Source organism: Streptomyces sp. WZ.A104, assembly GCF_002382885.1.
Classification (GTDB): Bacteria; Actinomycetota; Actinomycetes; order Streptomycetales; family Streptomycetaceae; genus Streptomyces.
Window position 1 is genome coordinate 52,633 of the sequence record NZ_NWVL01000020.1, and the last position, 26,077, is coordinate 78,709.

General features: G+C 69.6%; 23 protein-coding genes and 2 pseudogenes. 14 read left to right on the forward strand and 11 right to left on the reverse strand.

Going from position 1 to position 26,077, the window contains the following annotated elements:
* Positions 1 to 13 precede the first annotated feature (13 nt).
* On the forward strand, positions 14 to 1,279 hold the full coding sequence (locus tag CIB93_RS13470) for an ATP-binding protein (RefSeq protein WP_096627034.1): 1,266 nt from the start codon (positions 14 to 16) through the stop codon (positions 1,277 to 1,279).
* Positions 1,280 to 1,357: 78 nt separating this feature from the next.
* Here CIB93_RS13470 and CIB93_RS13475 read toward each other — a convergent pair whose 3' ends face one another.
* Positions 1,358 to 1,888 (reverse strand): GtrA family protein, encoded by a 531-nt coding sequence (locus CIB93_RS13475; RefSeq protein WP_096627035.1) that lies wholly within the window; start codon positions 1,886 to 1,888, stop codon positions 1,358 to 1,360.
* A 175-nt stretch (positions 1,889 to 2,063) separates the two neighbouring features.
* On the opposite strand from CIB93_RS13475, the gene CIB93_RS13480 reads away from it, so the two are divergent.
* Genes CIB93_RS13480 through CIB93_RS13490 form a run of 3 tightly spaced genes read left to right on the forward strand, consistent with a single transcriptional unit; the run spans position 2,064 to position 4,957 of the window.
* Complete coding sequence (locus tag CIB93_RS13480; RefSeq protein WP_096627036.1) at positions 2,064 to 3,215, forward strand: 5-(carboxyamino)imidazole ribonucleotide synthase; 1,152 nt, start codon at positions 2,064 to 2,066, stop codon at positions 3,213 to 3,215.
* Positions 3,212 to 3,754, forward strand: coding sequence for a 5-(carboxyamino)imidazole ribonucleotide mutase (gene purE, locus CIB93_RS13485; RefSeq protein WP_096627037.1), 543 nt, complete (start codon positions 3,212 to 3,214; stop codon positions 3,752 to 3,754). The genes CIB93_RS13480 and purE overlap by 4 nt, the downstream gene beginning before the upstream one ends.
* Positions 3,755 to 3,763: 9 nt before the next feature.
* Positions 3,764 to 4,957: a dipeptidase gene (locus CIB93_RS13490; protein WP_096627038.1), complete on the forward strand. Its 1,194-nt coding sequence runs from the start codon at positions 3,764 to 3,766 to the stop codon at positions 4,955 to 4,957.
* Positions 4,958 to 5,082: 125 nt separating this feature from the next.
* Here CIB93_RS13490 and CIB93_RS13495 read toward each other — a convergent pair whose 3' ends face one another.
* Together CIB93_RS13495 and CIB93_RS13500 are read right to left on the reverse strand one after the other, a co-directional pair.
* Positions 5,083 to 6,285 (reverse strand): GDSL-type esterase/lipase family protein, encoded by a 1,203-nt coding sequence (locus tag CIB93_RS13495; protein ID WP_096627039.1) that lies wholly within the window; start codon positions 6,283 to 6,285, stop codon positions 5,083 to 5,085.
* Positions 6,286 to 6,475: 190 nt separating this feature from the next.
* The gene (locus tag CIB93_RS13500) at positions 6,476 to 7,819 is read right to left on the reverse strand and encodes a UDP-glucose/GDP-mannose dehydrogenase family protein (protein WP_096627040.1); all 1,344 of its coding nucleotides are present in this window, start codon (positions 7,817 to 7,819) and stop codon (positions 6,476 to 6,478) included.
* A 206-nt stretch (positions 7,820 to 8,025) separates the two neighbouring features.
* Here CIB93_RS13500 and CIB93_RS13505 point away from each other — a divergent pair, with 206 nt between their 5' ends.
* Positions 8,026 to 9,183, forward strand: a complete 1,158-nt coding sequence (locus tag CIB93_RS13505; protein WP_096627041.1) for an acyl-CoA dehydrogenase — start codon at positions 8,026 to 8,028, stop codon at positions 9,181 to 9,183.
* Between the two features lie 216 nt (positions 9,184 to 9,399).
* Here the strand turns inward: CIB93_RS13505 and CIB93_RS13510 are convergent, their stop codons facing one another.
* Both CIB93_RS13510 and CIB93_RS13515 read right to left on the reverse strand, forming a co-directional pair.
* Positions 9,400 to 10,029 carry a bifunctional 2-polyprenyl-6-hydroxyphenol methylase/3-demethylubiquinol 3-O-methyltransferase UbiG gene (locus tag CIB93_RS13510; protein ID WP_096627042.1) on the reverse strand — a complete coding sequence of 210 codons (630 nt, stop codon included), beginning with the start codon at positions 10,027 to 10,029 and terminating at the stop codon, positions 9,400 to 9,402.
* A gap of 74 nt (positions 10,030 to 10,103) precedes the next feature.
* Positions 10,104 to 10,604, reverse strand: a complete 501-nt coding sequence (locus CIB93_RS13515; protein ID WP_257002167.1) for a hypothetical protein — start codon at positions 10,602 to 10,604, stop codon at positions 10,104 to 10,106.
* 320 nt (positions 10,605 to 10,924) lie between these two features.
* On the opposite strand from CIB93_RS13515, the pseudogene CIB93_RS13520 reads away from it, so the two are divergent.
* Positions 10,925 to 11,698 (forward strand): annotated as a pseudogene (locus tag CIB93_RS13520) (helix-turn-helix domain-containing protein).
* 186 nt (positions 11,699 to 11,884) lie between these two features.
* On the opposite strand, the gene CIB93_RS13525 reads toward CIB93_RS13520, so the two are convergent.
* Complete coding sequence (locus CIB93_RS13525) at positions 11,885 to 12,454, reverse strand: MepB family protein (protein ID WP_096627044.1); 570 nt, start codon at positions 12,452 to 12,454, stop codon at positions 11,885 to 11,887.
* Between the two features lie 304 nt (positions 12,455 to 12,758).
* On the reverse strand, positions 12,759 to 13,331 hold the full coding sequence (locus CIB93_RS13530) for a dihydrofolate reductase family protein (RefSeq protein ID WP_096627045.1): 573 nt from the start codon (positions 13,329 to 13,331) through the stop codon (positions 12,759 to 12,761).
* A 97-nt stretch (positions 13,332 to 13,428) separates the two neighbouring features.
* Between CIB93_RS13530 and CIB93_RS13535 the strand changes: the two genes are divergently transcribed.
* The 5 genes from CIB93_RS13535 to CIB93_RS13555 all read left to right on the forward strand — a co-directional run bounded on the left by CIB93_RS13535 (position 13,429) and on the right by CIB93_RS13555 (position 18,357).
* On the forward strand, positions 13,429 to 13,899 hold the full coding sequence (locus CIB93_RS13535) for a hypothetical protein (protein WP_096627046.1): 471 nt from the start codon (positions 13,429 to 13,431) through the stop codon (positions 13,897 to 13,899).
* Entirely contained in the window at positions 13,896 to 14,732 is an 837-nt protein-coding gene (locus CIB93_RS13540; protein WP_096627047.1) for a class I SAM-dependent methyltransferase, read from the forward strand. Before CIB93_RS13535 ends, CIB93_RS13540 begins: the two co-directional genes overlap by 4 nt.
* 293 nt (positions 14,733 to 15,025) lie before the next feature.
* Positions 15,026 to 15,487 carry a hypothetical protein gene (locus CIB93_RS13545; RefSeq protein ID WP_096627081.1) on the forward strand — a complete coding sequence of 154 codons (462 nt, stop codon included), beginning with the start codon at positions 15,026 to 15,028 and terminating at the stop codon, positions 15,485 to 15,487.
* A 14-nt stretch (positions 15,488 to 15,501) separates the two neighbouring features.
* Positions 15,502 to 17,751, forward strand: a complete 2,250-nt coding sequence (locus CIB93_RS13550; RefSeq protein ID WP_096627048.1) for a DUF6571 family protein — start codon at positions 15,502 to 15,504, stop codon at positions 17,749 to 17,751.
* A gap of 3 nt (positions 17,752 to 17,754) precedes the next feature.
* Positions 17,755 to 18,357 (forward strand): hypothetical protein, encoded by a 603-nt coding sequence (locus CIB93_RS13555; RefSeq protein ID WP_096627049.1) that lies wholly within the window; start codon positions 17,755 to 17,757, stop codon positions 18,355 to 18,357.
* A 72-nt stretch (positions 18,358 to 18,429) separates the two neighbouring features.
* On the opposite strand, the pseudogene CIB93_RS13560 reads toward CIB93_RS13555, so the two are convergent.
* A pseudogene (locus CIB93_RS13560) lies at positions 18,430 to 18,576 on the reverse strand (Uma2 family endonuclease); the annotation flags it as partial.
* A 58-nt stretch (positions 18,577 to 18,634) separates the two neighbouring features.
* A complete protein-coding gene (locus CIB93_RS13565) occupies positions 18,635 to 19,600 on the reverse strand; it encodes a hypothetical protein (RefSeq protein WP_096627051.1) in 966 nt (321 codons plus the stop codon).
* Between the two features lie 468 nt (positions 19,601 to 20,068).
* On the opposite strand from CIB93_RS13565, the gene CIB93_RS13570 reads away from it, so the two are divergent.
* Positions 20,069 to 21,115 (forward strand): DUF5954 family protein, encoded by a 1,047-nt coding sequence (locus CIB93_RS13570; protein ID WP_096627052.1) that lies wholly within the window; start codon positions 20,069 to 20,071, stop codon positions 21,113 to 21,115.
* Positions 21,116 to 21,150: 35 nt separating this feature from the next.
* Here CIB93_RS13570 and CIB93_RS13575 read toward each other — a convergent pair whose 3' ends face one another.
* Entirely contained in the window at positions 21,151 to 22,473 is a 1,323-nt protein-coding gene (locus CIB93_RS13575; RefSeq protein ID WP_096627053.1) for an LCP family protein, read from the reverse strand.
* 117 nt (positions 22,474 to 22,590) lie between these two features.
* On the opposite strand from CIB93_RS13575, the gene CIB93_RS13580 reads away from it, so the two are divergent.
* Positions 22,591 to 23,157: an acyl-CoA thioesterase gene (locus CIB93_RS13580; RefSeq protein WP_096627054.1), complete on the forward strand. Its 567-nt coding sequence runs from the start codon at positions 22,591 to 22,593 to the stop codon at positions 23,155 to 23,157.
* A gap of 130 nt (positions 23,158 to 23,287) precedes the next feature.
* Here CIB93_RS13580 and CIB93_RS13585 read toward each other — a convergent pair whose 3' ends face one another.
* Positions 23,288 to 24,676: an LCP family protein gene (locus CIB93_RS13585; RefSeq protein ID WP_096627055.1), complete on the reverse strand. Its 1,389-nt coding sequence runs from the start codon at positions 24,674 to 24,676 to the stop codon at positions 23,288 to 23,290.
* Positions 24,677 to 24,985: 309 nt separating this feature from the next.
* Between CIB93_RS13585 and CIB93_RS13590 the strand changes: the two genes are divergently transcribed.
* Positions 24,986 to 26,014, forward strand: coding sequence for a glycosyltransferase family 2 protein (locus CIB93_RS13590; protein ID WP_096627056.1), 1,029 nt, complete (start codon positions 24,986 to 24,988; stop codon positions 26,012 to 26,014).
* Positions 26,015 to 26,077 lie beyond the last annotated feature (63 nt).

The window sequence follows — 26,077 nt, forward strand, 5'->3', positions numbered from 1 at the left end:
GGGTCCGGCGGACATGCGCCGCCGACTGATCAACTCCACGCTCGCCGTGGTGCTCGTCGTCATCGCCGTATTCGGCGTATCGCTGGTGATCGTGGAGACGCGCACCATCAGCGCCAGCGCCCAGGAGAGCGTCGAGTCCGAGGCTCTGCGGCTGATGAGCGTGGTCGACAGCCGTCTGCTGGGCGATGAAGTGATCAACTCCGGAGTGCTGTCCGAGCAGATCGATCCCAGTCGGTTCGCCCTGATCGAGATCCCGGGCCGGGCCCCCATCACCGTCGGCGAGCGCCCCGACGGCAGCGTCCTGCGCGCCACCGAGACCGGCGAGCAGGGCGAGAAGGTCACCGTCGAGGAGTCCCGCTCCTCCGTCACCCGCGAGGTCGGGCGCACGCTGCTGATCATCGGCGCGGTGGCGCTGCTCGCGATCGTCTCCGCAGTGCTCCTCGCCGTACGCCAGGCCAACCGGCTCGCCTCCCCGCTCACCGACCTCGCCGAGACCGCCGAGCGCCTCGGCTCCGGCGACCCCCGCCCGCGCCACAAGCGGTACGGGGTGCCGGAGCTGGACCGGGTCGCCGACGTACTGGACGCCTCCGCCGAGCGGATCGCCCGGATGCTGACCGCCGAGCGGCGCCTCGCCGCCGACGCCTCGCACCAGCTGCGGACACCGCTGACCGCGCTCTCCATGCGGATCGAGGAGATCTCCGTCACCGACGACCCCGAGACGGTCAAGGAGGAGGCGAACATCGCCCTGACGCAGGTCGAGCGCCTCACCGACGTCGTCGAGCGGCTGCTGACCAACTCCCGCGACCCGCGGACCGGATCCGCCGTCGTCTTCGACCTGGACGAGGTCATCAAGCAGCAGATCGAGGAGTGGCGCCCCGCCTACCGCTCCACCGGCCGGGCCCTCGTCTGCTCCGGCAAGCACGGACTGCGCGCCGTCGGCACCCCGGGCGCGGTCGCCCAGGTCCTCGCGGCGCTGATCGAGAACTCCCTCATGCACGGCGGCGGCACCGTCGCCCTGCGCACCCGCGTCACCGGCAACCAGGTCGTCATCGAGGTCACCGACGAGGGCCCCGGCGTCCCCGCGGAGCTGGGGGCGCGGATCTTCGAGCGGACCATCAGCGGCCGCAACTCCACCGGCATCGGCCTCGCCGTCGCCCGTGACCTCGCGGAGGCGGACGGCGGGCGGCTCGAACTGCTCCAGCAGCACCCGGCGGTCTTCGCGCTCTTCCTCAGCCGGGTCCCGCTGGACCGCAAGGAACCCGAGCGCCCGGTGCGCTGAACAGCGCCCGGTGCGCTGACAACGACGAAGGCGCCGCATCAGTTCCGTACGGGGGCCGTGCCGGGCGAGCGCGTCGCGTCAGTTCCGTACGGGGTCGGGCGCTACTCGCTCTTCCGCCGGCCGACGCTGCTCCAGAAACCGTTCCGCGTTCACCACGGTCCCCTTGGTCTCCGGGGCGGGCAGCGTCTTGAAGACCCAGGTCCGGTAGGACCAGAAGCGGAACAGGGTGGCGATGCCGATGCCGACGATCTTGAAGATATTGCTCTGGAGCGGCGTGTTCCAGCCGAAGCCGTATGTCGCCAGGTACAGCACGCCCGTCTCGATCACCGCGCCCGCCGCGCTGAACAGCAGGAACAGCGTCAGCTCACGGGTCCGGCCGGTCTTGTCGCGCTCCCGGTAGGTCCAGTAGCGGAAGCCCACGTAGTTGAAGAGGATCGCGACGAAGGTCGCCAGCACGCTCGCCCGGACCACCTGGAGGTCCGTCGTGTGCCGCAGCAGGTTGAAGACCGCGATATTGACCAGCAGGCCGAAAGCGCCGACCGCGCCGAACTTGGCGACCTCCCGGGCCAGCAGCTCAAGCCGGGTCCGCAGTGCGCCCCGTTCGCTCATGGTGATCGCTGGCCCCGTCCGTTGGAAGGCGTCTGGATGGCGTCGACGCACACACGTCAACCCAGCCATGCTAACCAGCCCTCCCGTGTGACGCCCCTGAGTCCGCGGGGCGGCGAGCAGCACTGCATCCGTACGGCCGTCCGGGGAGCACCGGCGTGGCGGATACCCTGGAGGCGTGACGTTCCCGGTAGTCGGCATGGTCGGCGGCGGTCAGCTCGCCCGTATGACCCACGAGGCGGGCATCCCCCTCGGCCTGAAATTCAAGCTCCTCAGTGACACTCCCCAGGACTCGGCCGCCCAGGTGGTGAGCGAGGTCGTCATCGGCGACTATCGCGACCTGGACACGCTGCGCGCCTTCGCGCAGGGCTGTGACGTGATCACCTTTGATCACGAGCACGTGCCGACCGAGCATCTGCGGGCCCTGGAGGCGGACGGCATCCCCGTGCGCCCCGGGCCCGACGCCCTGGTCCATGCCCAGGACAAGGGGGTGATGAGGGCCAAACTCACGGAGATCGGCGCCCCCTGCCCCCGCCACCGCATCGTGAGCGACCCGGCCGACGCCGCCGCGTTCGCCGAGGAGGTCGGGGGCTTCCCCGTCATCCTCAAGACCGTGCGCGGCGGGTACGACGGCAAGGGCGTGTGGTTCGTCCGCTCCGAGGCGGACGCGGCCGATCCGTTCCGCGCCGGGGTCCCGGTCCTCGCGGAGGAGAAGGTCGACTTCGTGCGGGAGCTGGCGGCCAACATCGTCCGCTCGCCGCACGGTCAGGCCGTCGCCTACCCGGTCGTCGAGTCCCTCCAGGTCGACGGCGTCTGCGACACGGTGATCGCCCCGGCCCCGGAGCTGGACGAGCAGCTGGCGGGCGAGGCCCAGCAGCTGGCACTGCGCATCGCCGCCGAGCTGGACGTCGTCGGCCACCTGGCCGTGGAGCTGTTCGAGACCCGGGGACCCGACGGGAAGCCCGCCATCCTGGTCAACGAGCTGGCGATGCGCCCGCACAACTCGGGCCACTGGACCCAGGACGGCGCGATCACCTCCCAGTTCGCCAACCACGTACGGGCCGTCCTCGACCTGCCCCTCGGTGACCCGCGCCCGCGCGCCCCCTGGACGGTCATGTGCAACGTCCTGGGCGGCGACTACCCGGACATGTACCAGGCGTATCTGCACTGCATGGCCCGCGATCCGCAGCTCAAGATCCACATGTACGGCAAGGACGTGAAGCCCGGCCGCAAGATCGGCCACGTCAACACCTACGGCGACGACCTGGCGGACGTGCGGGAGCGCGCCCGGCACGCGGCCGACTACCTGCGAGGAACGATCACCGAATGACTTCACCCTCCGCACCGGCCGCACCCGTGATCGGCATCGTGATGGGCTCGGACTCCGACTGGCCCGTCATGGAGGCGGCGGCCAAGGCGCTCGACGAGTTCGAGATCCCGTACGAGGTCGACGTCGTCTCCGCCCACCGCATGCCGCGCGAGATGATCGCGTACGGAGAGCTGGCCGCGGGCCGTGGCCTGAAGGCGATCATCGCGGGCGCGGGCGGGGCCGCCCACCTGCCGGGCATGCTGGCCTCCGTCACCCCGCTGCCCGTCATCGGCGTCCCGGTGCCGCTGAAGTACCTGGACGGCATGGACAGCCTGCTCTCCATCGTCCAGATGCCCGCCGGGATCCCCGTCGCCACCGTCTCGGTCGGCGGCGCGCGCAACGCGGGCCTGCTCGCCGCCCGCATCCTCGCCACGCAGGACCCCGCGCTCCAGGAGCGGATGGGGGAGTTCCTCCAGGAGTTGAACGACCAGGCCACGGAGAAGGGCAAGCGCCTGCGGGCCAAGGTCCAGGGCTCCGACTCCTTCGGCTTCGGAAAGTAGGGCAGGCGCATGGACCACGTGCAGCGGGCCCGCGAAATCCTCGCCGCCCACCCCGTCGTCGACGGCCACAACGACCTCCCCTGGGCCCTGCGCGAGCAGGTCGGCTACGACCTGGACGCCCGGGACATCGCCGCCGACCAGCGCGGCCTGCTCCACACCGACCTGGCCCGGCTGCGGGCGGGAGGGGTCGGCGGCCAGTTCTGGTCCGTGTACGTGCGCACCGACCTGACCGGCGACGCGGCGGTCAGCGCCACGCTGGAGCAGATCGACATCGTCGCCGAGCTGATCGCCCGCTACCCCACGCACCTGCGGCGCGCGCTCACCGCCGACGACCTGGAGAAGGCCCGCGCCGAGGGCCGCATCGCCTCACTGATGGGGGCCGAGGGCGGCCACTCCATCAACAACTCCCTGGGCACCCTGCGCGCGCTGTACGACCTGGGCGTCCGCTACATGACGCTCACCCACAACGACAACATCGACTGGGCCGACAGCGCGACGGACCTGCCGCGCCTCGGCGGTCTCTCCGCATTCGGCCACGAGGTCGTCCGCGAGATGAACCGCATCGGCATGCTGGTCGACCTCTCGCACGTCGCCGACGGCGTCATGCGCGACGCGCTCGCCACCAGCACCGCGCCGGTGATCTTCTCGCACTCCTCGGCCCGCGCGGTCTGCGACCACCCGCGCAACATCCCCGACGACGTGCTCGCGGCCCTCCCGGCCAACGGGGGCGTCGCGATGGCGACCTTCGTCCCGAAGTTCGTGCTGCCCGAGGCCGTCGCCTGGACCCTGGCCGCCGACCGCAACATGCGCGAGCACGGCCTGCACCACCTGGACACCACCCCGGTCGCGATGCGCATCCACGAGGACTTCGAGGCGGCCCACCCGCGCCCCGAGGCCACGGTGGCCACCATCGCCGACCACCTCGACCGCATGCGCGAGGTCGCGGGTATCGACCACATCGGCATCGGCGGCGACTACGACGGCACCGCGTTCACCCCGCGCGGCCTGGAGGACGTCTCCGGCTACCCGAACCTCATCGCCGAGCTGCTGCGGCGCGGCTGGTCCGAGGGCGACCTCGCCAAGCTGACCTGGCAGAACGCCGTACGGGTGCTGCGCGACGCGGAAGCCGTCGCCCGCGAGGAGCAGAGCGTACGCGGCCCGTCCCACGCGACGATCGCGGAGCTGGACGGCCCGCTCGGCTGACGCGCGGCCCGCCGCCTCGGTACGTACGGGGGCGGCGGGGCGCCGGACCCGGCACGCGGGCTACGGGGCGGCGGACCCGGCAACACGGGCTGACGGGCAGCGGGCACGCGGGCCCGCCGAACCGGCTACGCCGCCGCGAACGGTCCCCCCGGACCGAAGGCGAGTGCCCCGAAGCGCTCGCCCATGCGGCGGTGGGCGGCCGCGTCCGGGTGCAGCTGGTCGGGCAGCGGCAGGTCGGCGAAGTCAGCCTCGCCGTACAGCTCGCGGCCGTCGAGGTAGTACAGGTTCGGATCGTCCGCCGCCCGCTCCTCGACGATCCGGGCCAGCTCCGTGCGGATGACGTTCAGCGTCAGCTTGCCGAACGCCGCCTCCGCCGGGTCCCCCATGGCCTTGAACGCGACCTTCCCCTCGCTGAACTCCGGCGCGGCAGGCCCCGGGGTGTCCTCGTGGATGGGGCAGTACACCGGCGAGAGCACGAGTAGCGGCGCGGTCGGATGGCCTTCGCGGATCGTGTCCAGGAAACCGTGTACGGCGGGCCCGAAGACGCGCAGCCGCATTCCGTCGAGGTTCACCAGATTGATTCCGACCTTGACGCTGACCAGGTCCGCCGGGGTGTCCCGCAGAGCGCGCGCGGTGAACGGGTCGAGCAGCGCGCTGCCGCCCAGGCCGACGTTGACCAGCTCCACACCTCCCGCGGCCGCCCCCAGGGCGGGCCAGGTCGTGGCGGAGCTCTCGGCGGCGGAACCGTGGCTGATGGAGCTGCCGTGGTGCAGCCACACCCGCCGCCCGCCCGGTTCCACGGCGCTCACGGGGGCGTCGGTTCGCAGCCCGATCAGCTCGGTGGTCTCGGTGTACGGCAGCCAGATCTCGACGGTCTTCTCACCCTCGGGCAGCCCGGCGAACCGCACCGCGCCGACCGGGCCGGGGATCGTCTCGCGGGACCCGTCGGACATGTCGACCATGACCACGTTGCCGCCGCCCGCCGTGGCCCGGCCGGCCGGCTCGCCGTCCACATACAGCTCGTACACCCCGTCCGGGCGGGGCGGAACACCCCGGTACCCCATCTTCGTACGGAGGACGTCCAGCTCGACGGCGGTGGCCCGGGTACGGAACACCACCCGCACACCGGAGGGCTGCGCCTCGGCCTGGGCCACTTGTCCGTCACCGCCGAACTGGGCGCGGGCACGGGCGGGCAGCCGGTGGGGGAGGAGGCCGCCGCGATCGGTGCGCTCCAGTTCGAGGGCGCCGCGCAGCAGGGCGTCGGTGAGCGGGGTGGAGATCCACTGGGTGGCGTCGGAGGCGGGAGCGGGGTCGTACGAGTCGTCCATGCTCCTACCTTGCCAACCGGATGCTTGGAGCGCACACATATTTCTGCCCGCACGCATTTCTGCCCGCACGGCCGAAAAGGAGCCGGACGAACAAGAAGCCGGACGAGATGAGAAAGAAGCCGGACGAAAGAGAACCGGACGAAAGGGAAAAGGGAAGACGGGCTTCCCGACGGACCCAGGTCAGGGGGCCTCAGGCCTTGGGCCGCCCCATCGCCCGGTAGGTCCACCCGGCCTCGCGCCAGACCGCGCTGTCCAGGGCGTTGCGCCCGTCCAGGATGATCCGGCGGGATACGGCCTCACCCAGCTGCGCCGGGTCCAGCTCGCGGAACTCGCGCCACTCCGTCAGATGCAGCACCACGTCCGCACCGCGAACGGCCTCCAGCGCGGAGTCCGCGTAACCGAGGGTCGGGAAGAGCCGCCGGGCGTTGTCCATCCCCTTCGGGTCGAAGACGGTCACCTGACCGCCCTGGAGGTGGATCTGCCCGGCGACGTTGAGGGCGGGGGAGTCGCGTACGTCGTCGGAGTCGGGCTTGAACGCGGCGCCCAGCACCGCCACCCGCTTGCCGAGGAACGACTCGCCGCCCACGGCCTCCCGGGCCAGCTCGACCATGTGGCCGCGGCGGCGCATGTTGATGGAGTCGACCTCGCGGAGGAAGGTCAGGGCCTGGTCGGCGCCCAGCTCACCGGCGCGTGCCATGAAGGCGCGGATGTCCTTGGGCAGACAGCCGCCGCCGAACCCGATCCCGGCCCGCAGGAACTTGCTCCCGATCCGCTCGTCGTGCCCGATGGCCTCCGCGAGCTTCACGACGTCCCCGTCGGCGGCCTCGCAGACCTCGGCCATGGCGTTGATGAAGGAGATCTTGGTGGCGAGGAAGGAGTTGGCGGAGGTCTTCACCAGCTCGGCGGTCGGGAAGTCGGTCACCACGAACGGCGAGCCCTCCGCGACCGGCACGGCGTACACCTCGCGCAGCAGCTTCTCGGCCCCCTCGCTCTGCACGCCGACGACGACCCGGTCGGGGTGCAGGGTGTCCTTCACGGCGAAGCCCTCGCGCAGGAACTCCGGGTTCCAGGCCAGCTCGGCGCCCTCGCCCACCGGAGCCAGCTCGGCGAGGCGGGCCGCGAGGCGGGCGGCGGAGCCGACGGGGACGGTCGACTTGCCGACGACGAGGGCGGGCCGGGTGAGCCGCGGGGCGAGCGACTCGAAGGCGCTGTCCACGTAGCTCATGTCGCAGGCGTACTCGCCGTGCTTCTGCGGAGTGTTCACACAGACGAAGTGCACGTCCCCGAACTCCCCGACCTCCTCCCAGGAGGTGGTGAAGCGCAGCCGCCCGGTGGAGCCCTCGATGCCCACGACGTGCTTCTGGAGCAGCTCCTCCAACCCCGGCTCGTACATCGGCACGCGCCCGGTGGAGAGCAGCTCGATCTTCTCCGGTACGACGTCGAGCCCGAGGACCTCGAAGCCCAGCTCGGCCATGGCCGCGGCATGGGTGGCGCCGAGATAGCCGGTGCCGATCACAGTGATCCTGAGGGCCATGGAGTGCTCCTGGGGGTACGGACGAGGGTGCGGACCGAGCATAGTCGGGGCGGGGGAGGCCGGAATCCGTAGCTCCATCCGCCCGATAGGTCCCCTATGCCCCACCCCTGTCGGCAAGCTCACGTGCTGGTCGCGTATGCCGTCGGGCGGTCGGCACACTAAAATTGAGTTACTTAACGGTAGTTAGCATTTGGGGAGTGAGCGTCTTGGCGGGTTCGACCGATTTCGACCTGTACCGTCCGGCCGAGGAGCACGACATGCTCCGCGAGACCATCCGTGCGCTCGCCGAGACGAAGATCGCCCCCTTCGCCGCCGCGGTCGACGAGGAGAGCCGCTTCCCGCAGGAGGCGCTGGACGCCCTGGTCGCCTCGGACCTGCACGCCGTCCACGTACCCGAGGAGTACGGCGGCGCCGGTGCCGACGCGCTCGCCACGGTCATCGTGATCGAGGAAGTGGCCCGCGCCTGTGCCTCCTCCTCCCTGATCCCGGCCGTCAACAAGCTCGGCTCGCTCCCGGTGATCCTCTCCGGCTCCGAGGAGCTGAAGCGGAAGTACCTGGGCCCGCTCGCCAAGGGCGACGCGATGTTCTCGTACGCCCTCTCCGAGCCGGACGCCGGATCGGACGCGGCGGGCATGAAGACGAAGGCCGTGCGCGACGGCGACTTCTGGGTCCTCAACGGTGTGAAGCGCTGGATCACCAACGCGGGCGTCTCCGAGTACTACACGGTCATGGCGGTCACCGACCCGACCAAGCGCTCCAAGGGCATCTCCGCGTTCGTCGTCGAGAAGTCCGACGAGGGCGTGTCCTTCGGCGCCCCCGAGAGGAAGCTCGGCATCAAGGGCTCCCCGACCCGCGAGGTCTACCTCGACAACGTCCGCATCCCCGCCGACCGCATGATCGGCGAGGAGGGCACCGGCTTCGCCACCGCGATGAAGACCCTGGACCACACCCGCATCACCATCGCGGCCCAGGCCCTCGGCATCGCCCAGGGCGCGCTGGACTACGCCAAGGGGTACGTCCAGGAGCGCAAGCAGTTCGGGAAGCCGATCGCGGACTTCCAGGGCATCCAGTTCATGCTCGCCGACATGGCCATGAAGATCGAGGCCGCCCGCCAGCTCACCTACGCGGCCGCCGCCAAGTCCGAGCGCGGAGACGCGGACCTCACCTTCCAGGGCGCCGCCGCCAAGTGCTTCGCCTCCGACGTCGCCATGGAGGTCACCACGGACGCCGTCCAGCTCCTCGGCGGCTACGGCTACACGCGGGACTACCCCGTCGAGCGCATGATGCGCGACGCCAAGATCACCCAGATCTACGAGGGCACGAACCAGGTCCAGCGCATCGTCATGGCGAGGAACCTGCCGTAGCAGGGTTTTCGCAGGTCAACCGCCTTTCCGGTGATCCCGGAGCGGTGATCGGTTTCCGGCCCGTTCGGGTCCGTTCCGTGCCTCTCCTGGGCGTCATGCTGGGGGAATCCTGGGCGGACACTGGCCCCGGAACGGGTGCTGACCTGCATAATCGGGTAGGAGGGCCGGGGCGCCCGGCCCTCCTACCCGATGGCCAGTGGCCGCCGTCGTGCGCGGTCAGCGTGCCAGCGCGCGTACGAGCATCGTGCCCACGGTCCTGCCCTGCGGCGGATCGATCAGTGATGCTGACACTGCCGCGAATCCGTGGCTTGTGAGTAGGTGTTCCCATGCGTCGAGGCTGTGGTTGTGACGCAACCCCGCCCCGCCTGGTTTCACGTCTTGACTTCCGGCGGGGAGGTGGGAGAACGCGAGAGTGCCACCCGAAGCCATACGGGATCGAATCAGCGGTAGCAGGGTGTGCGGCTCGACGAACCACACGGCACCAAAGATGGAGAGCACGACGTCGAAGGTCTCGTCCGTCTCGCTCAGGAAGGCCGTTGCCTCTGCCGTGCGGAACTGAATACCTGTCAGACCGGCCCAGCGTTCCTTTGCGACCGGTTCGCGGGCAGGTGCAATGTCCACTCCCAGACCCGTCGCACCGAGCGTGACCAGGTGTGCCAGGTTGCTCCCGCTGCCTGAGCCGAGTTCCAGCACCCGACGTCCGGCGACGGGGCCTAGAACGCCCTCGTTCGGCCCGTGATCGGCGTACTGAGTCCAGTTCAGCCACGTCGTCTCGCCCGTGGCGTTCACTGCCCTGCGCGGCTTGCTTCCGACCGCGTATTCGTCCCAGGACTCAGCCAATGACATGCGGTGATCCTTTCCAGCAGAAGGGGCCTACTCCCAACGTACGGGGCAGGCCCCAACTCAACGTCTATGCGGCTCTACTTGGGTGAGTCGTGGCACCCGGCGTGGCACTGGTTGCAGTTGGCTGCACTCTCCATGCCCCACAGGTCGGGGTCGATCTCGAACCCGACCGCCTTGATGGCCTTGACCGTCTGCTCCAGGACCAGCGGGCCACCGGTCCTGGAGCCGTGCCCGTCCCGCGTCGCCTCGTCGTCGCTGAGGCATTGGACCCCGGCAGCCGTTCCCGGAAGCTCGGGGACGTGGTGGATGTACCGGCCGAAGTGCCGGTTGGTGAAGTGGTGGTACGGGATCGAGTCGAGCATGAACGAGTGCCATGCCTCGTCCACCTGCTCGGACGGGCCCATGAGAAGGTCCGGGTTCTCGCCGCACGTGACCAGGTAGGCGATGGCCTGCCCGAACTTGGCTTCCGCCAGTTCGCGTGTGTTCTCCGGGTTCCGGAGGAGAAGGGCTACCTCCCGCTGCCACACGTCCGGCGTGACGTACGTCTTCGGGTCGCGGATCACTACTGCCGTATTCATGCTGGTTTGCCTCCACGTAGTTGGATGTCCGACGTGCTCCGTTCATGCCGTCCGCCTCTGCACCTGGGACACAGGCACGGGGGCATCACGCCAGTCGCGAGGGGCTCCCCGCCCTCACCCTCGTACAGGGTTCGCGGCTCGGTCTGCGTACCGTCGGCTGTCACCTTGTGGCGCTGATACGGATGGACATGTCGACCATGCTCCGGATTAACCTCGACCATCGCGGCGACGTTCGAGGCGACCCTCGGGCGTCATGGCGGTGTCACTCAGAGGGCGTCAAACCGGTGTCATCCGAGGTGCTGCGTGGCTAGCCTCGGACCATGACGACTACGCCCGAGCGTGACCGAGTTCCCAACGACGTACTCACCTCCGTACGCAAGTCGATGAACCTGAGCCAAGACGAGTTCGCCCAGGGATTACGTGGCGCGGGGCAAGAACTGGGCGAACCGAACGACGCTTCCAAGCGACTCGTGCAACGCTGGGAGTCCGGGAAGACCAGGACGTGCCGCCCCCTGTAGGCGCGAGCGTTGAAACAGTTCACTGGCCGCGCCCCCGAGTCGCTGGGGTTTGCGATCCCTATGACACGCGTCCACTCAGACGGCGCAGGAGGCCACGACATGGAAGCTGGAGAAGTCGGCACGACCAGTGCCGTCACAAGCCCGGAGCCGGAGACGCAAGGCGAGTACGCGGGGATCTGGCTGTCTCGGTACGAGTTCTACTCGTCCAGCCGTGGCGAGACTTTCGACTGCAAGCACCATGTCGTAATCGTCCAGCACGGCAACAGGCTGACAGCCCAGAGCTTGCCTGGAGCGTCGACCAACCCGGACAGTCCTCTGTCTCTGGACCTGTCCGTGGACCGGAACATCATCACAGGCACGTGGACGGAACAGACAGCGGTGGACGGCTACTACCACGGCGCCCGTTACCACGGTGCCGTCCAGCTACTGATCGAGCCGACAGGCCGCCGCATGGCAGGCAAGTGGGTCGGCTTCGGGAAGGACTTCGACGTGAACAGCGGACCCTGGGAGCTCCGCCTACTCGACCGCTCCACGGGACGGGCCAGCGTCGAAAGGTACTCGTCTTCCCCAGAGTGAGTGGCAGGCTGGTCACGTAACCAACCCGTGAGAGCACCGCTTCTGGACCGATCCTGGGGGAATCCTGGGCGGCTCCCTCACTTGTGGGGTGGTTTGGCAGGTCAGGCGAATGTATGCCGTAGAGCACCCAGATCTACGAGGGCACGAACCAGGTCCAGCGCTTCATCCGGCCGGGCCGGCGCCACCTCATGGGCGGTAGAGCTCCTGGGCACGGGCGGAGTCTGCGGACCCGTCCTGGGGCAGGTGCAGGAAGTAGTCCAGCTGCCACGCCTGCGCCCTGTCGGCTTGGCGGTTGGTGGTGGTCACCCAGGGCGGATAGACGCGGAAGGCCCGCTTCCCCCCGGCACCGTTCACCGACACGACACCGTGTCGGCAAAGCACGTCCTTGGGAATGACGAACTGGCCGAGGTGGTGCTGGTCGCGGGTGCTGATGACGAACAGATCGACGGAGTCCGACGCGTCGAAGGGCTGGATGGGCCCGCCCGGGGACCTCTTCCACACGGTGACGAACTGGCCGACCTTGGTGGGGGTCGTCTTGGCTGAGCGGAACCGGATGGCGAGTCCGTCAAGCGTGAACGTGTGGGCGGCGTACTCGGCACTCTCGGCTTCGGGGACCGGCTGCGAGCAGGCGAACCCGCAAGGGTCGTAGACGAGGGCCTTCGCCGCGAGGAGATCACCGTGGACCGGGGCGGTGTCCGGCCACGGCGTGAGGCCGGTCGGTTGGGGATCGGGTGAGTACTCGCGGTTCGTCGCCATTCGTTCACCCTGTCACGAATGGTTGGACGGTCGCCGTCTCGACTGAGGGGGCGTATCTCTCGTCTGGTCATTCCGGATGTGCCCAGGCCGGAGGGCTCACTCGCGCGCCCAGCCAGTCCGTCGGGCGGTGGGAGCACGGGACGAAGGGCATGCAGGCCGCACAGGTCCGCCCCGAGTAGTCGTCCCAGGCCGCCCGGATGGCACCTGCGGGACGGAAGTCGTGTGCGGTTCCCGGCCCCGCAGGCCCGAGAACCGCAGGCCCGAGAGTCACGATCCCGAAACCGCAGCCCCGAGAACCGCGGTGTCAGTGGACGACGTCGAACACGTTCTTCTGGATGCCGTTCGCGTACGCCTCGTGCTCGACCAGCTTCAGCTTCTGGCGGTCCTTGTCCGTCTCGCTGAACAGGCGCTTGCCCGCGCCGAGCAGGAGCGGGAAGACGAGCAGGTTGTACCGGTCGATGAGGTCGGCGTCCGCGAGGCTCCGGTTCAGGGCGGCGCTGCCGTGGACGATGATCGGGCCGCCCTCGGTCCGCTTCAGGGCGGCCACCTCGTCCAGGGAGCGCAGGATCGTGGTGTCGCCCCAGTCGGACACCAGATCGTCCTCGGCGAGGGTGGTGGAGACGACGTACTTCGGCATCACCTTGTACGACGCGAACTCCTCCATCCCCGGCCATACCGGGCTGAAGGCCTCGTAGCTGACCCGGCCCAGCAGCATGGCGGCGGCCTCCTTCTGCTCCTGGTCCTTGATGGCGTAGGCCTCCGGGAGGAACTCCACGTCCTTGAAGGTCCACCCCGAGTTCCGGTAGCCGGGCTCGCCGCCCGGGGCCTCCACGACGCCGTCGAGCGAAACGAACGCGGTGCTGATCAGGGTGCGCATCAGGTCTCCTGGATATGTCGCTGGGTTCTTACGTCTCACTATTACGGAAGTACTGACCGCGCGCCGCGCAGAAACTCATCGGTTAGCCTCCCGGCACATGACTGAACTCGACAGACTGACCGCCCTCTTCACCGCCCTGGGCGCGGACGGCGACGCCCGCGACTGGGCCGAATCCGAGGTCTACGAGGGGCTGCCGCAGCTCGCCCGCTACCGGCTGCTGCGCACGGTGTGGCAGGACGTCGACGCCTGGGCCACGGCCGCCGGGCAGTGGGTGGCCGCCTACCGCGCCGACGGCACGGCCGCCGACGCCGTCGACCGCGCCCTCGACGCCGGGCTCACCCCCGAGGACCTCGGCGCGCTGGCCCGTGAGGTGGCCCGGGAGACCGCGTTCGGGGTGCTGTACGCCCTGGCCGATCCGGCGGACGGGTCGCTGCCCGCCGAGGTCGAGGAGCAGCTGCCCCGTTGGCGGATCGCGGAGCTGACCCCGGCCGGTGAACCGACCGGCCGCCACCTCGACGCGCTCCACGAGGACTTCGCCGAACTCGAACCGAAGGGAGTCGCCGGATGACCACGTCTCCAAGGGCATCACGCACCACCACCCCCTTCGACCGTGCCGAGCGGCGCATCTGGTCCGGCAAGGCCGAGGCGTACGACCGCACCTACGCCCGCCTCTGCGCCCACCCGGTACCGGCTCTCCTCGACGCCGCCGAGGTAGGTCCGGGATCCCGGGTCCTCGACGTGGGCTGCGGCAGCGGAACAGTCAGCCTCGCGGCCGTCGCACGCGGTGCCGCCGTGCACGCGGTCGACGCGGAACCCGGCATGGTGGACGCTTCCCGCCGGGCCGTGCCGGGCATCGCGGCGTGCATCGCCCGGCTCCCCGAGCTCCCCTACGAGGACGACGCGTTCGACGCGGTCGTCGGCAACTTCGTCCTGAACCACGTGGGCCGCCCGCGCGAAGCGCTCGCCGAGCTGCGCCGGGTCACCCGCCCCGGCGGCCGGGTCGCGGTCACCATCTGGCGGTCGCCCGGAGCACCCGGCCAGACCCTGATCGGCCGCGCCGCGCAGGCCGCCGGGCTCACCCGCCCCGACTGGCTCCCCGCACTCGCCCCCGAGGACGACTTCCCACGTAACCCGGAAGGCCTGGCCGCCCTGCTCGACGCGGCCGGGTTCCTGGGAGTGCGGTGCTCCGAGGTGGCCTGGGAGCACCGCTGTGGCCCCGATGCGTGGTGGGCGGGGGCAGAGCGGGGGATCGGCGCGATCGGGCAGGTCCTCAACGGCCGGGGGATGGAGGGGGTGGCGGCGGCCAGGCAGGCGTACGACGCACTGTGTGCCGAATTCCAGGCGACGAAGGGCAGGTTGGCGCTCCCGCACGTTGCGTTGCTGGCACACGGGGGAGCATAGGGGGTAGTTCATGGGTGATTCGCCAGGCACGTGGCTTGTTTCGCCAGGCACGCGGCTTGTGCGGCGCACCGACGTCAGCCGCAGTGATCCTGCCGAGCGCTGACGAACAGGATGCCGTTCATCGAAACTCGGTCAGCAACTCCGTCAGCGCGGGGTGTTTTGCGGGGTTGACCGCCTCAACGGAGCCTTTGTGCCTGCTCGGGAAGCCAGTGACGCACTGTTGCTGGATCGTTTGATCACACGGGTATCGTGGCGCGGGGAGCGGCTCTCTAGCGGTATACGGGGTGGGGATCATGTCATTCGCGAAGGAATGGGGCGAGCTGAAGGCCGCCGCCGCCATGAGGCTGAACCAGGCCGGCGGCACCGGGGGTCCCGGCCCGGCGAAGGGGTCGGCCGACTACGTCGTCTCGGACGACGAGCTGGGGGACATCGGCCACGCCGCCTTCAACCTGTTCAACGGCCTCGAACGGACCGGTAAGCACGCGAAGGCGGCGAGCGAGACAGCCGGTAAGGGCCTCAAGGGCGACGGGTTCGACACCGGCGCGGCGTTCACGGAAGTGATCGAAACCTGGGAGAAGCAGGTGAAGACCCTCCTCCAGGCATGCGCCCACATCTCCAACCACCTGGACTACACGAAGGCGTCGAAGAAGGCCGACGACGAGTGGATCGAGACACAGCTGCGCATAGTCGGCCCCGTCGCCCCTGGGGACGACGGGGCCGTCCCCGCTTCTCAGATCAGCAAGTACTTCCGGTAAGGAGAGCCGTCACCGTGCCCACCTTCGAGCAGCTCCTCACCGCCCGGCTCACCCCGCTCGCCACTGCGGTGACCCAGTGGACCGAGATGATCGGCAAGCTGGAATCCCCTCTCCAGACCGACGCCAAGGCAATGAAGTCCAAGGCGGACAAGTCCAGTTGGGCGGGCGAGAACGCCACGGTCACCAAGGAGTTCGTCACCAAGACCGCCAATGAGTTCAGTGACGCTGTCACCGAAGCGGAGTCGGTACGTGACCTCCTCAAGGACGCCCACGCCCTCTTCAAGTCGGCCCAGGACGACCTCAAGTACGCGTACGAGAACCCCCCGCCGGGCATCGTCATCTACCCCAACGGCGTTCTCAGCCACCGGGTACACCCCGACCGCCGCTCCAAGGACAGCACCGAGCCCCTCGCGACCGAGGCTCAGTTCGAGGCGCTGCGCCGCAAGCTCGAAGGGATCCTGAAGCGTGCCAACGAAGCCGATGAGCTCTGCGCCTGGGGCCTGCGCGCACTGATCCGCAACCACGCCAACGACTTCGGCAGCACCGACCTCAACGGCCTCGCCGACGCCAAGAGGATGCGCGCCGAGGAGAAGCAGCAGGCGGAGAACGGCCGTGAGGCCGCCAAGCTCTACGCCCGCTGGGAGCACCTCGACGACGACGAGCGAGAGCGGCTCCTCACGATCGCCGAGGAAGGCAAGGACTCGACGGCCTTCGCCGAGCAGCTGATGACGAACCTCAGCTACCGGAGCCGTGACCAGCAGGAGGCCGTGCTGCTGCTCGCCAGCAGCCTGGAGTCGGGCGGCCGCGACGGCCAGGTCTCCAGCACCGACGCCCGCCTCTACAAGGCGCTGTCCGGCTCCCTCGCCACCGCCACCGGACCCGACTCCTCGATCGGTTCCCCGGGTGGCGTCACCTCGGTCTGGACCGACAAGCTCATCACCACGGCCCGCGACGGCAACGGCCTGGTCCGCCAGCACCCCGGGGTCATCGTGGGCGGCGCCGCGACCCTTAAGGACCTCACGGACCTGATGGCCGCCGACGCCGGCGACGACGCCGTGTACGACCCGAACAAGGACCCCAAGGAAAAGTCCTCGCCCTGGAAGAAGGACGAGGACGACCCGGTCTACAGCGAGGCCTTCCTGACCGAGGTCGGCGACACCATCCGTGAGTGGGAGACGGACAACGACGACGCCTACGACGGACCCCTGAGGCACTGGCAGGGCACGCAGGAGGACCCGATGAAGGGCCTGCTGAACGCCATGAGCCGCAACGCGTCCGCCTCGACCCACTACTTCGACCCGAACACCACCGACAACCTCAAGTACTTCCTGGAGGACCGGAAGTGGCCCGGCGGCGAAGTCGAGAGCAAGATGCCGGACGAGAAGCAGTACACCTCGGCCCGCGCCGAGCTCGGCCTCGCTCTTGAGGCCGCGGCCACCGGCCGCGTGCCGGGTTCGGAGCTGCACCTGGCACCGGCTCACCACAATGCCGCCGAGACCGCGATCTTCGAGCGGGTGATGGGCGAGTACACGGAGGCGCTCCGCAAGGACCAGAGCGCCATCCCCGTCACCATGCGCCTGCCGATGGCCGACATGATCGCCGACTACGGCTCCGACGTGCACCAGATCCTCGGCAAGGAGATGGACGGGCCGACCGACTTCAACCAGCTGGAGATCGACCGGGGTGACCTCACCCGGATCATCCGCGCCACAGTAGAAGACCCCAACGCCTACAAGATGATCCATGGCTCGCAGACCGTGGTCATCGGTGAAGGGCTCGAAGGCTTCCCGGCGGAGTCCTTCCGCAAGGAAGACCAGGAGCTGCGGGCCTGGGTTCAGCAGTCCGCGAATGTGCTCGGTCACCTCGACGGCGTGCGCGACGACGTCATCGCCGACCTGGGCCAGGCGGAGAAGGACGCCAATGCCTACGAGAAGATGCTCAATTACCACATCGTCGGGGGGCTGCTGACCCCCATTCCGTTCGCTGGCGACGCGATTCAGCGCTCGGTGGACTGGGGCCTGAGCGATGACCTGAACGAGGAGAACGCCAAGGTCGACGCCGAGACCCGCAAGAACAGGATTGGTCATTACGAAGACGGCGAGGAACAGCTGAAGGGCATGTTGCGCGGGGTGGCGACGAAACGCGGGCTGACGAAGGAGGAGCTGGACGCGAGCCCCGGCGAGTTCGAGAACCATCTCCAGGCGAAGGCCAAGGAGTGGTACCTCACCGGCCTGGCCGAGGCCAACAAGTTGACGGGACAGTAATCGATGGACAAGAAGTGGCTGCCGTTGACTGTCACGCTCGGTGTCGCCGGGGTGGCGGTGGTGACGGCGAGTGTCTGGCCCGAGAACGTGGAGAAGGCGCCGTTGCCGCAGAGCCTGTGTCATGGTGCGCTCAGCCGGGAGACGGCGGAGCTGATCGACGACGGCCAGGGTGGGGAGGTCAGCACGGACGAGTGGGAGAGCAGGGGCAGGACCACTGACACCGCAGTGTTCAAAGCGTGCCGTGTGCTGCGCGCCAACCCGTACGACGACAACGACAACCCTCGGGTGGTCTACAAACTGGTTGTAGAGGACACCCCGAGTCCCCCCGGCCGCAAGGAGGGCTCCACATCTCTCGGCCCCGGGCTTATCGGCTGGGCGCTCCCCGAGGAGGCCACGGTCACGTTGCCTGCGGGCTGCCCCGTCCGTATGGGCTCGACCGCCCCGTACATCAGGGTGTGGCTCGACGTGCCGTCGCAGGATGAGGAGAAGCTGGCCAGGCTGGAGAGGGAGCGGCCTGTTGACGCGGACATCGCGCTGCGCAGCAACGTGACCGTGATGCGGGAAGCGGCCAGCAGGCTCGTCAAGAAGTACGACTGCGCGGATTGACCGTCGCGCGGACGGCTGTTGGCGCTCCCATACGTTTCGCTGCTGGCGTGGAAGGACGTAGAGCGAGCGGCGTCAGGCGTAACGCGGCAGATCGTCGGTCGAGATCGTCCACTCTCCGATGGTGACGTCCTCGCCGTACATGAAGTCCTTACGGGTCGCGTAGCGCGGCGCCTCCGGAGCCCGGTGGATGTCGGAGAGAACGGCGCCCGAGCCGGTGCGCGCTCCTCGATCGTGTCCGGGGATGTCGTGCCCGGGGACAAGGGTCGTTCCCTTCATGCTAGGCCGCTCCCAGCAGCTCGCTCCGGCAGCCACGGCAGTGGCCCGGTGAGGTGGCACGGAACGCGTGGTCGCAGCGGTCACAGTTCTGGAGGGGGATGACGACGGTACGGCGGACCGGGGTCAGATCCGAGGTGCCGGGCAGCGGCGGCGGCAGGAGCACGGTGAGGCGGTGCCTGATGAGCTTCGCCGGGCTTCTGGGCGGCTGCGGGAGGTCGGCCGTCAGGGCATGGCGGATCGCGTCGGGCTGCGTGTCGCGCTCCAGCCAGGCGGCCACACCGGGGACCAGCTCCTCGATGTCCTGCTCGCAGAGCAGCAGCTCTTCCGCGTGACGCCGCAGGTCGGCGAGGAGCGCGGAGGAGGCCCGGCGCAGCTCCGGGGTGAGCTCGCGCGGCTGGGGGAGCGGCCGGCGCGGCGGCTTGGGCGCGGTGCGCGGCGGTACGCGTACCGGGGGGTGCGGTTCTTCCGGTACGGGGGCGGGTTCGGGCGCGGGTTCAGGCACCGCAGCCGCCACCACGGGCAGCACAGGCGGCCCCGCCGGCACGGGCGCCGGCGGCGCCACGACCGGCATCGGCACCGCCACGGCCCCGCCCCGCGGCAACGCACCCGGATGGTTGCAGAACACCGTGCGGGTGACCATCCGGCCGTTCGCCAGCCGCACGCGGGTCCGGTGCAGGTAGCCGTGGGTCTCCAGCTCGCGAAGGGCGGAGGCGATCGTCGTCTCGCCCTCGGCGAAGCGGGCCGTGAGCGCCTTGATGCCGACCTGGGACCCTGCGGGCAGCGACTGGATGTGTACGCCGATCCCGATCGCGGCGAGGGAGAGCTCGGCGTGCTGCGCGAGGTGGTTGCCGACGATCGTGAACCGGCTCGTGTGCGGGATCGCTACGTGGATCACGCCGGAGGGCGGGAGAGGCCCGGGAATCCCGGTCAGGGCATGGGCGAGGGCGATATCGTGCTGAGTATCCATCGGGAAGATGTGCTGCTTCCTTGGTGGTCAGGTCCTCGCTCGGGATTGCCGTCCCGGCGGGGGCCGTCTCATGTCTGGGGTTGTGGTCAGCGTGAGCATATGCCTGCCAACCCGTCCGAAATCCAGCCCAGTTGGCGAATCTCACCCGTGTGAGTGACCAGCCCCTCCCGCAGCTGACCACTGGGATCGGGTGGGGTGGGGTTGGGTAATTTCTCTTGGTTCTTTAAGTACTTGATGTCGCGGTCCACCGGGTCGCGGTCAGCCACGACCCGGCGGACCCTCACCGGATCGTGCCGCGCCACGACCCGGTGTGAGCAGCGATTTCTCAACCAGGACCTCGACTGGCGGACGACCCGAGCGCACCCCGGCCCGGAAGGGCAGCGGAGCACGCTCGTCGGCATCAGCGCCGGCAAGCCTTTTGTGGTGGAAACCCTGACACCAACAGTCCCGCTTCGGCACACTGAGTGCATGGACGATCACCCGGGGAAGTCGCCGGACCATCTCACCATCAACGTCACCCACCGCGACGACCCGGTCTCCGAGGTCACCGAGGTGGACGCGTTCGCCTCGGTCCGCAAGTACCCGAGCATCGTGGTCCGGGGGCCGCTGTTCGGGCTCGCCGAGCAGCGGGGCGGGGACCGGCCGCGCTGGCGGCTGATGGGTGAACTCGACACCGGGTTCCCGCAGATGGCCCGGGACGACCTGAACTCGCACCTGTGGTTCAAGGCGAGGGACGAGACCGAGGACCCCGCCGTGCGGAGGTCGCTGCTGGCGGCCGTGGCCCAGCTGGAGACCAAGCCGGTCAACGAGGTGACGGCGGACGGAGTCCGCTACCGGGTCGTGCGGGCCGACGAGTTCGCCCGGATCGGCGACGACCGGCTGGAGCCGCCCCGGGCCACCGATCCGGACGACGACAGCTGGGACCTGGACGCGCCCGACGCCTCCCGCACCGAGGGCTTCGTGGTCGACCACGCGGCCGCCGTCGGGCTGTCCGAGGGGATCGACCGGATGGGGCTGCTGAACCTCTCCTACACCGCCGACCGCTTCCCCAAGGACGTACGGGCCGACTCCCGGCGGGCGCTGACCACCCACCCGGGGGTGGTGCTCCTCCCGGCGACGTTCCGGGTGGTGGAGCGGAAGGAGTTGTCCTGGTCGATGGTGACCGGGCAGTACTCGACCCCACAGGGCGCCCGGCGCGCCCTCGTCCACCACCTCACCCGGCCCGTGCCCCAGCTGCCGGATCTGCCGGACATGCCGGAGCTGCCCGAGTGGATGAAGGTGGACGAGAAGGAGGCGGCCCTCCGTGAGCGGGCCGCGAAGAAGTTCACCGCACGCCGGAGGCCCAACGAACTCGTTCTGCGGGGGCGCCGGTACGAGGTCGTCCGTGTCGAGCGCATGATGCGGATCGGGCCCGACGGGCCGGAGCGGCCGCGCCCGTCCGACGTGGACGACTACGGCCCCTCCCAGATCCATCCCCTCATGGACGAGCACGGGAACATCACGCACGGCTCATAGGTGAGGTGAGGTGACGTGACGTGAGGGTGAGGCGGTCAGTTGCCCTTGACCGTGACCTTCTCGTCGTTGTTGAGCTGCTCCACGAGCTGCTTCACCTTCGCCTTGTCCCAGACCAGGTTGCTCCCGATGCTGCCCGAGATCGGCACGTTCATCGACGTACCGTCGCCGCCCGTGACGCCCTTCATCGCGAAGAACATGTTGCCCAGCGCCCACAGCGACATGTCCTTGTCCACGATCAGCGTGTCCAGGCCCGCGCCCATCGTCGGGTACAGCTTGAACGGGTTGAGGATCGTGGACGGCGTTGCCGTCTGGCTCGCCAGCGCCGCGAGGAACTTCTGCTGGTTCTTCGTACGGTCGAGGTCGCTGCCCGCGAACGCGTAGCGGGTCCGGACGAAGGCGAGGGACTGCTCACCGTTCAGCGTCTGCTTGCCCGCCTGGAAGTCGGCGCCGGACTTCTTGTCCTTGAACGCCTTCGGGATGTCCAGCTCGACCCCGCCGATCGCGTCCACGATCTGCGCGAAGCCGCCGAAGCCGATCTCGACGTAGTGGTCGATGCGCAGCCCGGTGTTGAACTCCACCGTCCGCACCAGCAGTTCGGGCCCGTCCTCGGCGTAGGCGGCGTTCAGCTTCACCTGGCGGCCGGTGCCCGGGAACATCTTGCCGGACTCGGAGCCCTTGAAGGACGGGATCTCGACGTTGGAGTCGCGCGGCAGCGAGATCAGCGTCGGGCCGCTGGACCCGTCGTGCAGGATCATCATCGAGTCGGTGCGCTTGCCCTCGGCGGAACCGGTGCGCAGCCGCTTCTTCTCCTCGGCCGACATGCCCTCACGGCTGTCGGAGCCGACGATCAGGTAGTTCGTTCCGTCGCCCGCCTCCGGCCGCTCGATCACCTTGGAGAGGTCGACCTCGCGCTTCAGCTTCGAGTCGGCCCAGAAGTACGTCGAGACGGAGACCGCGAGGAGGGCGACCACCAGGGTCAGTGCGCCGAGCTTGATCCGGCGGCGCCAGTCCGGGGCGGGGCGGCCCTGGACGTAACCTCCGTCACCGCCGCCGCGACGGCCGCCGCCCCGGCCGGAGCCGTTGCCGCCGCCGTAGACCTGGCCCGTGTTGTAGCCGCTGTCGTAACCGGCGTCGGGGCTGTCGCCGTAACCGGGGGCCGGGGCTTGGTAGCGGTCGTCGTACCCCTGGCTCTGCGGCGGGACCTGAGGCCTCTGCGGCGGCATCTGCGGCCTGCGGGGCGGTGCCGGGCGGCGCTGGACGTGCGGCATGGACCGCGCGCTTTCGGGCTGGGGGCTGGCGCTGCCCCGGCCGTAGCGCTCGCTGCCGTCGCCGGTCCGTCGATCGGGCCAATCGTTCATCCGACCAGTGTGCCGCCCCTTGCCACGGCTATTACAGGGTGTAAGGGAAATCGCACCAGGGCTGTTGCGAACCTGATGCATTCTGCGGGATCGGGGCCCGCGCATAAGGTGGACTGTATGACAGATCAGGCCACCCGTTCAGATCAGGCCAGCCGCCCGGATGGCGAGATTCCGGGCAAGCCGACCGCGGCTTCCCGGACCACGCTCAGCCACATCATGACCGGCAGCGACACCAACCTCCTCGGTACGGTGCACGGAGGCGTGATCATGAAACTGGTCGACGACGCCGCGGGCGCCGTCGCCGGCCGGCACTCCGGTGGCCCCGCCGTGACCGCCTCGATGGACGAGATGGTCTTCCTGGAGCCGGTCCGCGTCGGCGACCTCGTCCACGTACGCGCCCAGGTCAACTGGACCGGCCGCTCCTCTATGGAGGTCGGCGTCCGCGTGATGGCCGAGCGCTGGAACGAGTCGACCCCCGCCCAGCAGGTCGGCAGCGCCTATCTGGTCTTCGCCGCCGTCGACGGGGATGGCAGACCGCGCTCCGTACCGCAGGTGATTCCCGAGACCGAGCGCGACAAGCGGCGCTACCAGGAGGCGCAGATCCGGCGCACCCACCGCCTCGCCCGCCGCCGCGCGATCAAGGAACTGCGCGAGAAGCGCGCGGCGGACGGCATCGACGACTGACCCCGTCCGCGACAGCCCCTACGGGCTCCCGAGAACCCTTGCGGGCTTCGGAACCCTACGGGCTCTCGGAGGTCCTTACAGCCTCCGGAACCCTACGGGCTCCCGAGAACCCGTACAGGCTTCCGGGACCCTACGGGCACACCACCTCGTCCCCCGTCACCGTGGAGAACTCGCCCGTCTGCCGGGCCTCCGCCTTCACCCGCTGCACCTTCGTGAAGTCCGAGCCCACCGTCACCTTCATCGTTCCGCCCTGGCCCTTCACCGCCTTCAGCTCGCTTCCGGGCAGGGCGGCGGCCAGGGACTTCGCCGACCGGTCCCAGCGCGGGTCGTACTCCACGAGCGTCCGCTTCAGGTCCTGCAGCTCCCCGTTGAGCGGGCCTCCCGTGGTGGTGAACCCGGTGGCGCGCAGCCCCTCGTCGACGGTCTGGCCGAGGCCGTCCTTCGGGGTCCCGTTGTAGACCTGGACCCGGATCTCCTTCGGTGCCACGTCGACGAGCGTGGCGGGCGGCTGCCGCGGGCCCGCCGCGGGCTTCGGTTTCGGCTTCTCCGGGGCCAGCGGCCGGTCCTCGCGCAGGGCCTGGAACAGCTTCTTCGACTTCGCCGCGTCCCACTGCACCGTCGAGCCGATGCCCTTGACGGGGAAGCTGGGGTTGCCGATGGGCACGGACGTGAACTCGGACGAGGCCGGACTGAAGTCCTTCATCGCCCGGCCTAGCGCCAGCATCTGCTCCGTACCGAACCCCTTGTCCGCCCGTACCGAGCCCAGCACCGAGGCGGAGACCTGCTGGAACTTCACCGGGTTCAGCAGCACCCCGCTGCTCGTCGCCCGCTTGATCAGCGCCGCCATGAACTTCTGCTGGCGCTCCATCCGGCCCAGGTCGGCGGCCACGTCGATATGGCGCGAACGCACGTACTGGAGGGCCTGGCCGCCGTCCAACTCATGCGTGCCCGCGGGCAGGTTCAGCCCGGTGTACGAGTCCTTCATCGGCCGGGCCGTGCAGATCTTCACCCCGCCCACCGCGTCGACCGTCTTCATGAAGCTGGTGAAGTCGACCTCCAGATAGTGGTCGATCTTGACGCCCGTCATGTTCTCGACGGTCCGCACGGTCAGCGTCGGCCCGCCCTCCGCGTACGCGGCGTTCAGCTTCACCGGGTGGCTCTCGTGGTGCTTGCCCGTGGTGCGGTCGGTGTGGGCGGGCATCTCGGCGTAGCTGTCCCGGGGGAGGCTGACGACGCTCGCCCGCTGCTTGTCGGCCGACAGATGGACCAGCATGATCGTGTCCGTGCAGTGGCAGGGCGCGCCGCCGAGCCGGTACTTCTTCCGCTCCTCCTCGGTGATGGTGTCCCGGCCGTCGGTGCCCACCAGCAGCAGATTCGTGCCGCGGCCGCCCTGGGGCCGGTTCTTCATGTCCTTGAACGGGTCGACCCGGCCGATCCCGGTCTCCAGGTTGCTCACCACGGCGTGACCGATCCCACCTGCGCCCAGCACCAGCACGGACAGACCGGTGGCCACCCGCATGCCCCAGCGCGGCCGTTCGTCCTGCTTGCGCGAGCGGACCGGCCGCGCACCCTGGGGAGGACGGCGCCTCGGGGAAGTGGTGCGGGGGCGCGAGGGGCGCTGTGGTCGTTGCGGCGTGGGCACGGGGGGAGACACCTCCGTGGTGCAGGGGGGACCGTCCGACGGTAGGCCCATAGGATCTCCGCCCCGGCCCACCACCGGGCGGCGCGCGCACCGGTGTCCCCCATTCGCGGTAACGTGGCGGCCGAAACAGAGCCGCCTCCTGGGGTACGAAACCCCCGGCGCCCCCGAGGACCCCCCGAGGACCACATGTCTGCCGCGCAGTACCCCGCCGTCTCCGTGATCATGCCGGTGCTCAACGAGGAACGCCATCTCAGGAACGCGGTCCGGCACATCCTGGAGCAGGAGTACGCCGGTGAGATGGAGGTCGTGATCGCGCTCGGCCCCTCCGCCGACCGCACGGACGAGATCGCGGCCGAACTGGTCGCCGAGGACCCCCGGGTCCACACGGTCCCCAACCCCACCGGCCGCACCCCCGCAGCCCTCAACGCGGCGATCAAGGCCTCCCGCCACCCGATCGTCGTCCGGGTCGACGGCCACGGCATGCTCTCGCCGAACTACATCGCCACCGCCGTCCGCCTCCTGGAGGAGACCGGCGCGCAGAACGTCGGCGGCATCATGCACGCCGAGGGCGAGAACGCCTGGGAGGACGCCGTCGCCGCCGCGATGACCTCGAAGATCGGCGTCGGCAACGCGGCCTTCCACACGGGCGGCCAGGCGGGCCCGGCCGAGACGGTCTACCTCGGCGTCTTCCGCCGCGAGGCGCTGGAGCAGGCCGACGGCTACAACGTCGAGTTCATCCGCGCCCAGGACTGGGAGCTGAACTTCCGCATCCGCGAGGCGGGCGGGCTCATCTGGTTCTCGCCCGAGCTGCGCGTCCAGTACCGCCCGCGCCCCTCGGTGAAGGCGCTCGCCAAGCAGTACAAGGACTACGGCCGCTGGCGCCACGTCGTCGCCCGCTACCACTCCGGCTCGATCAACCTGCGCTACCTGGCCCCGCCGACCGCCGTCGTCGCCATCGCGGCGGGCCTGGTCCTGGGCGCGACCGTCACCCCGTGGGCGCTGGTCGTCCCCGGCGGCTACGCGGCCGCGATCCTCGCCGGGTCGGTGCCCGCGGGCAAGGGGCTGTCGCTGAAGGCCCGCGCGCAGATCCCGGTGGCGCTGGCGACGATGCACATGTGCTGGGGCTTCGGCTTCCTCACCAGCCCCCGGTCCCTGGCGAAGAAGGTCATCGCGAGCCGCCGCCCGTCGCTGGCGGGGAGCAGCGAGACGGTCTGACCGGACCGACCGGACACCCGACACGTACGAAGGGCTCCACCGCTGAACGGTGGGGCCCTCACG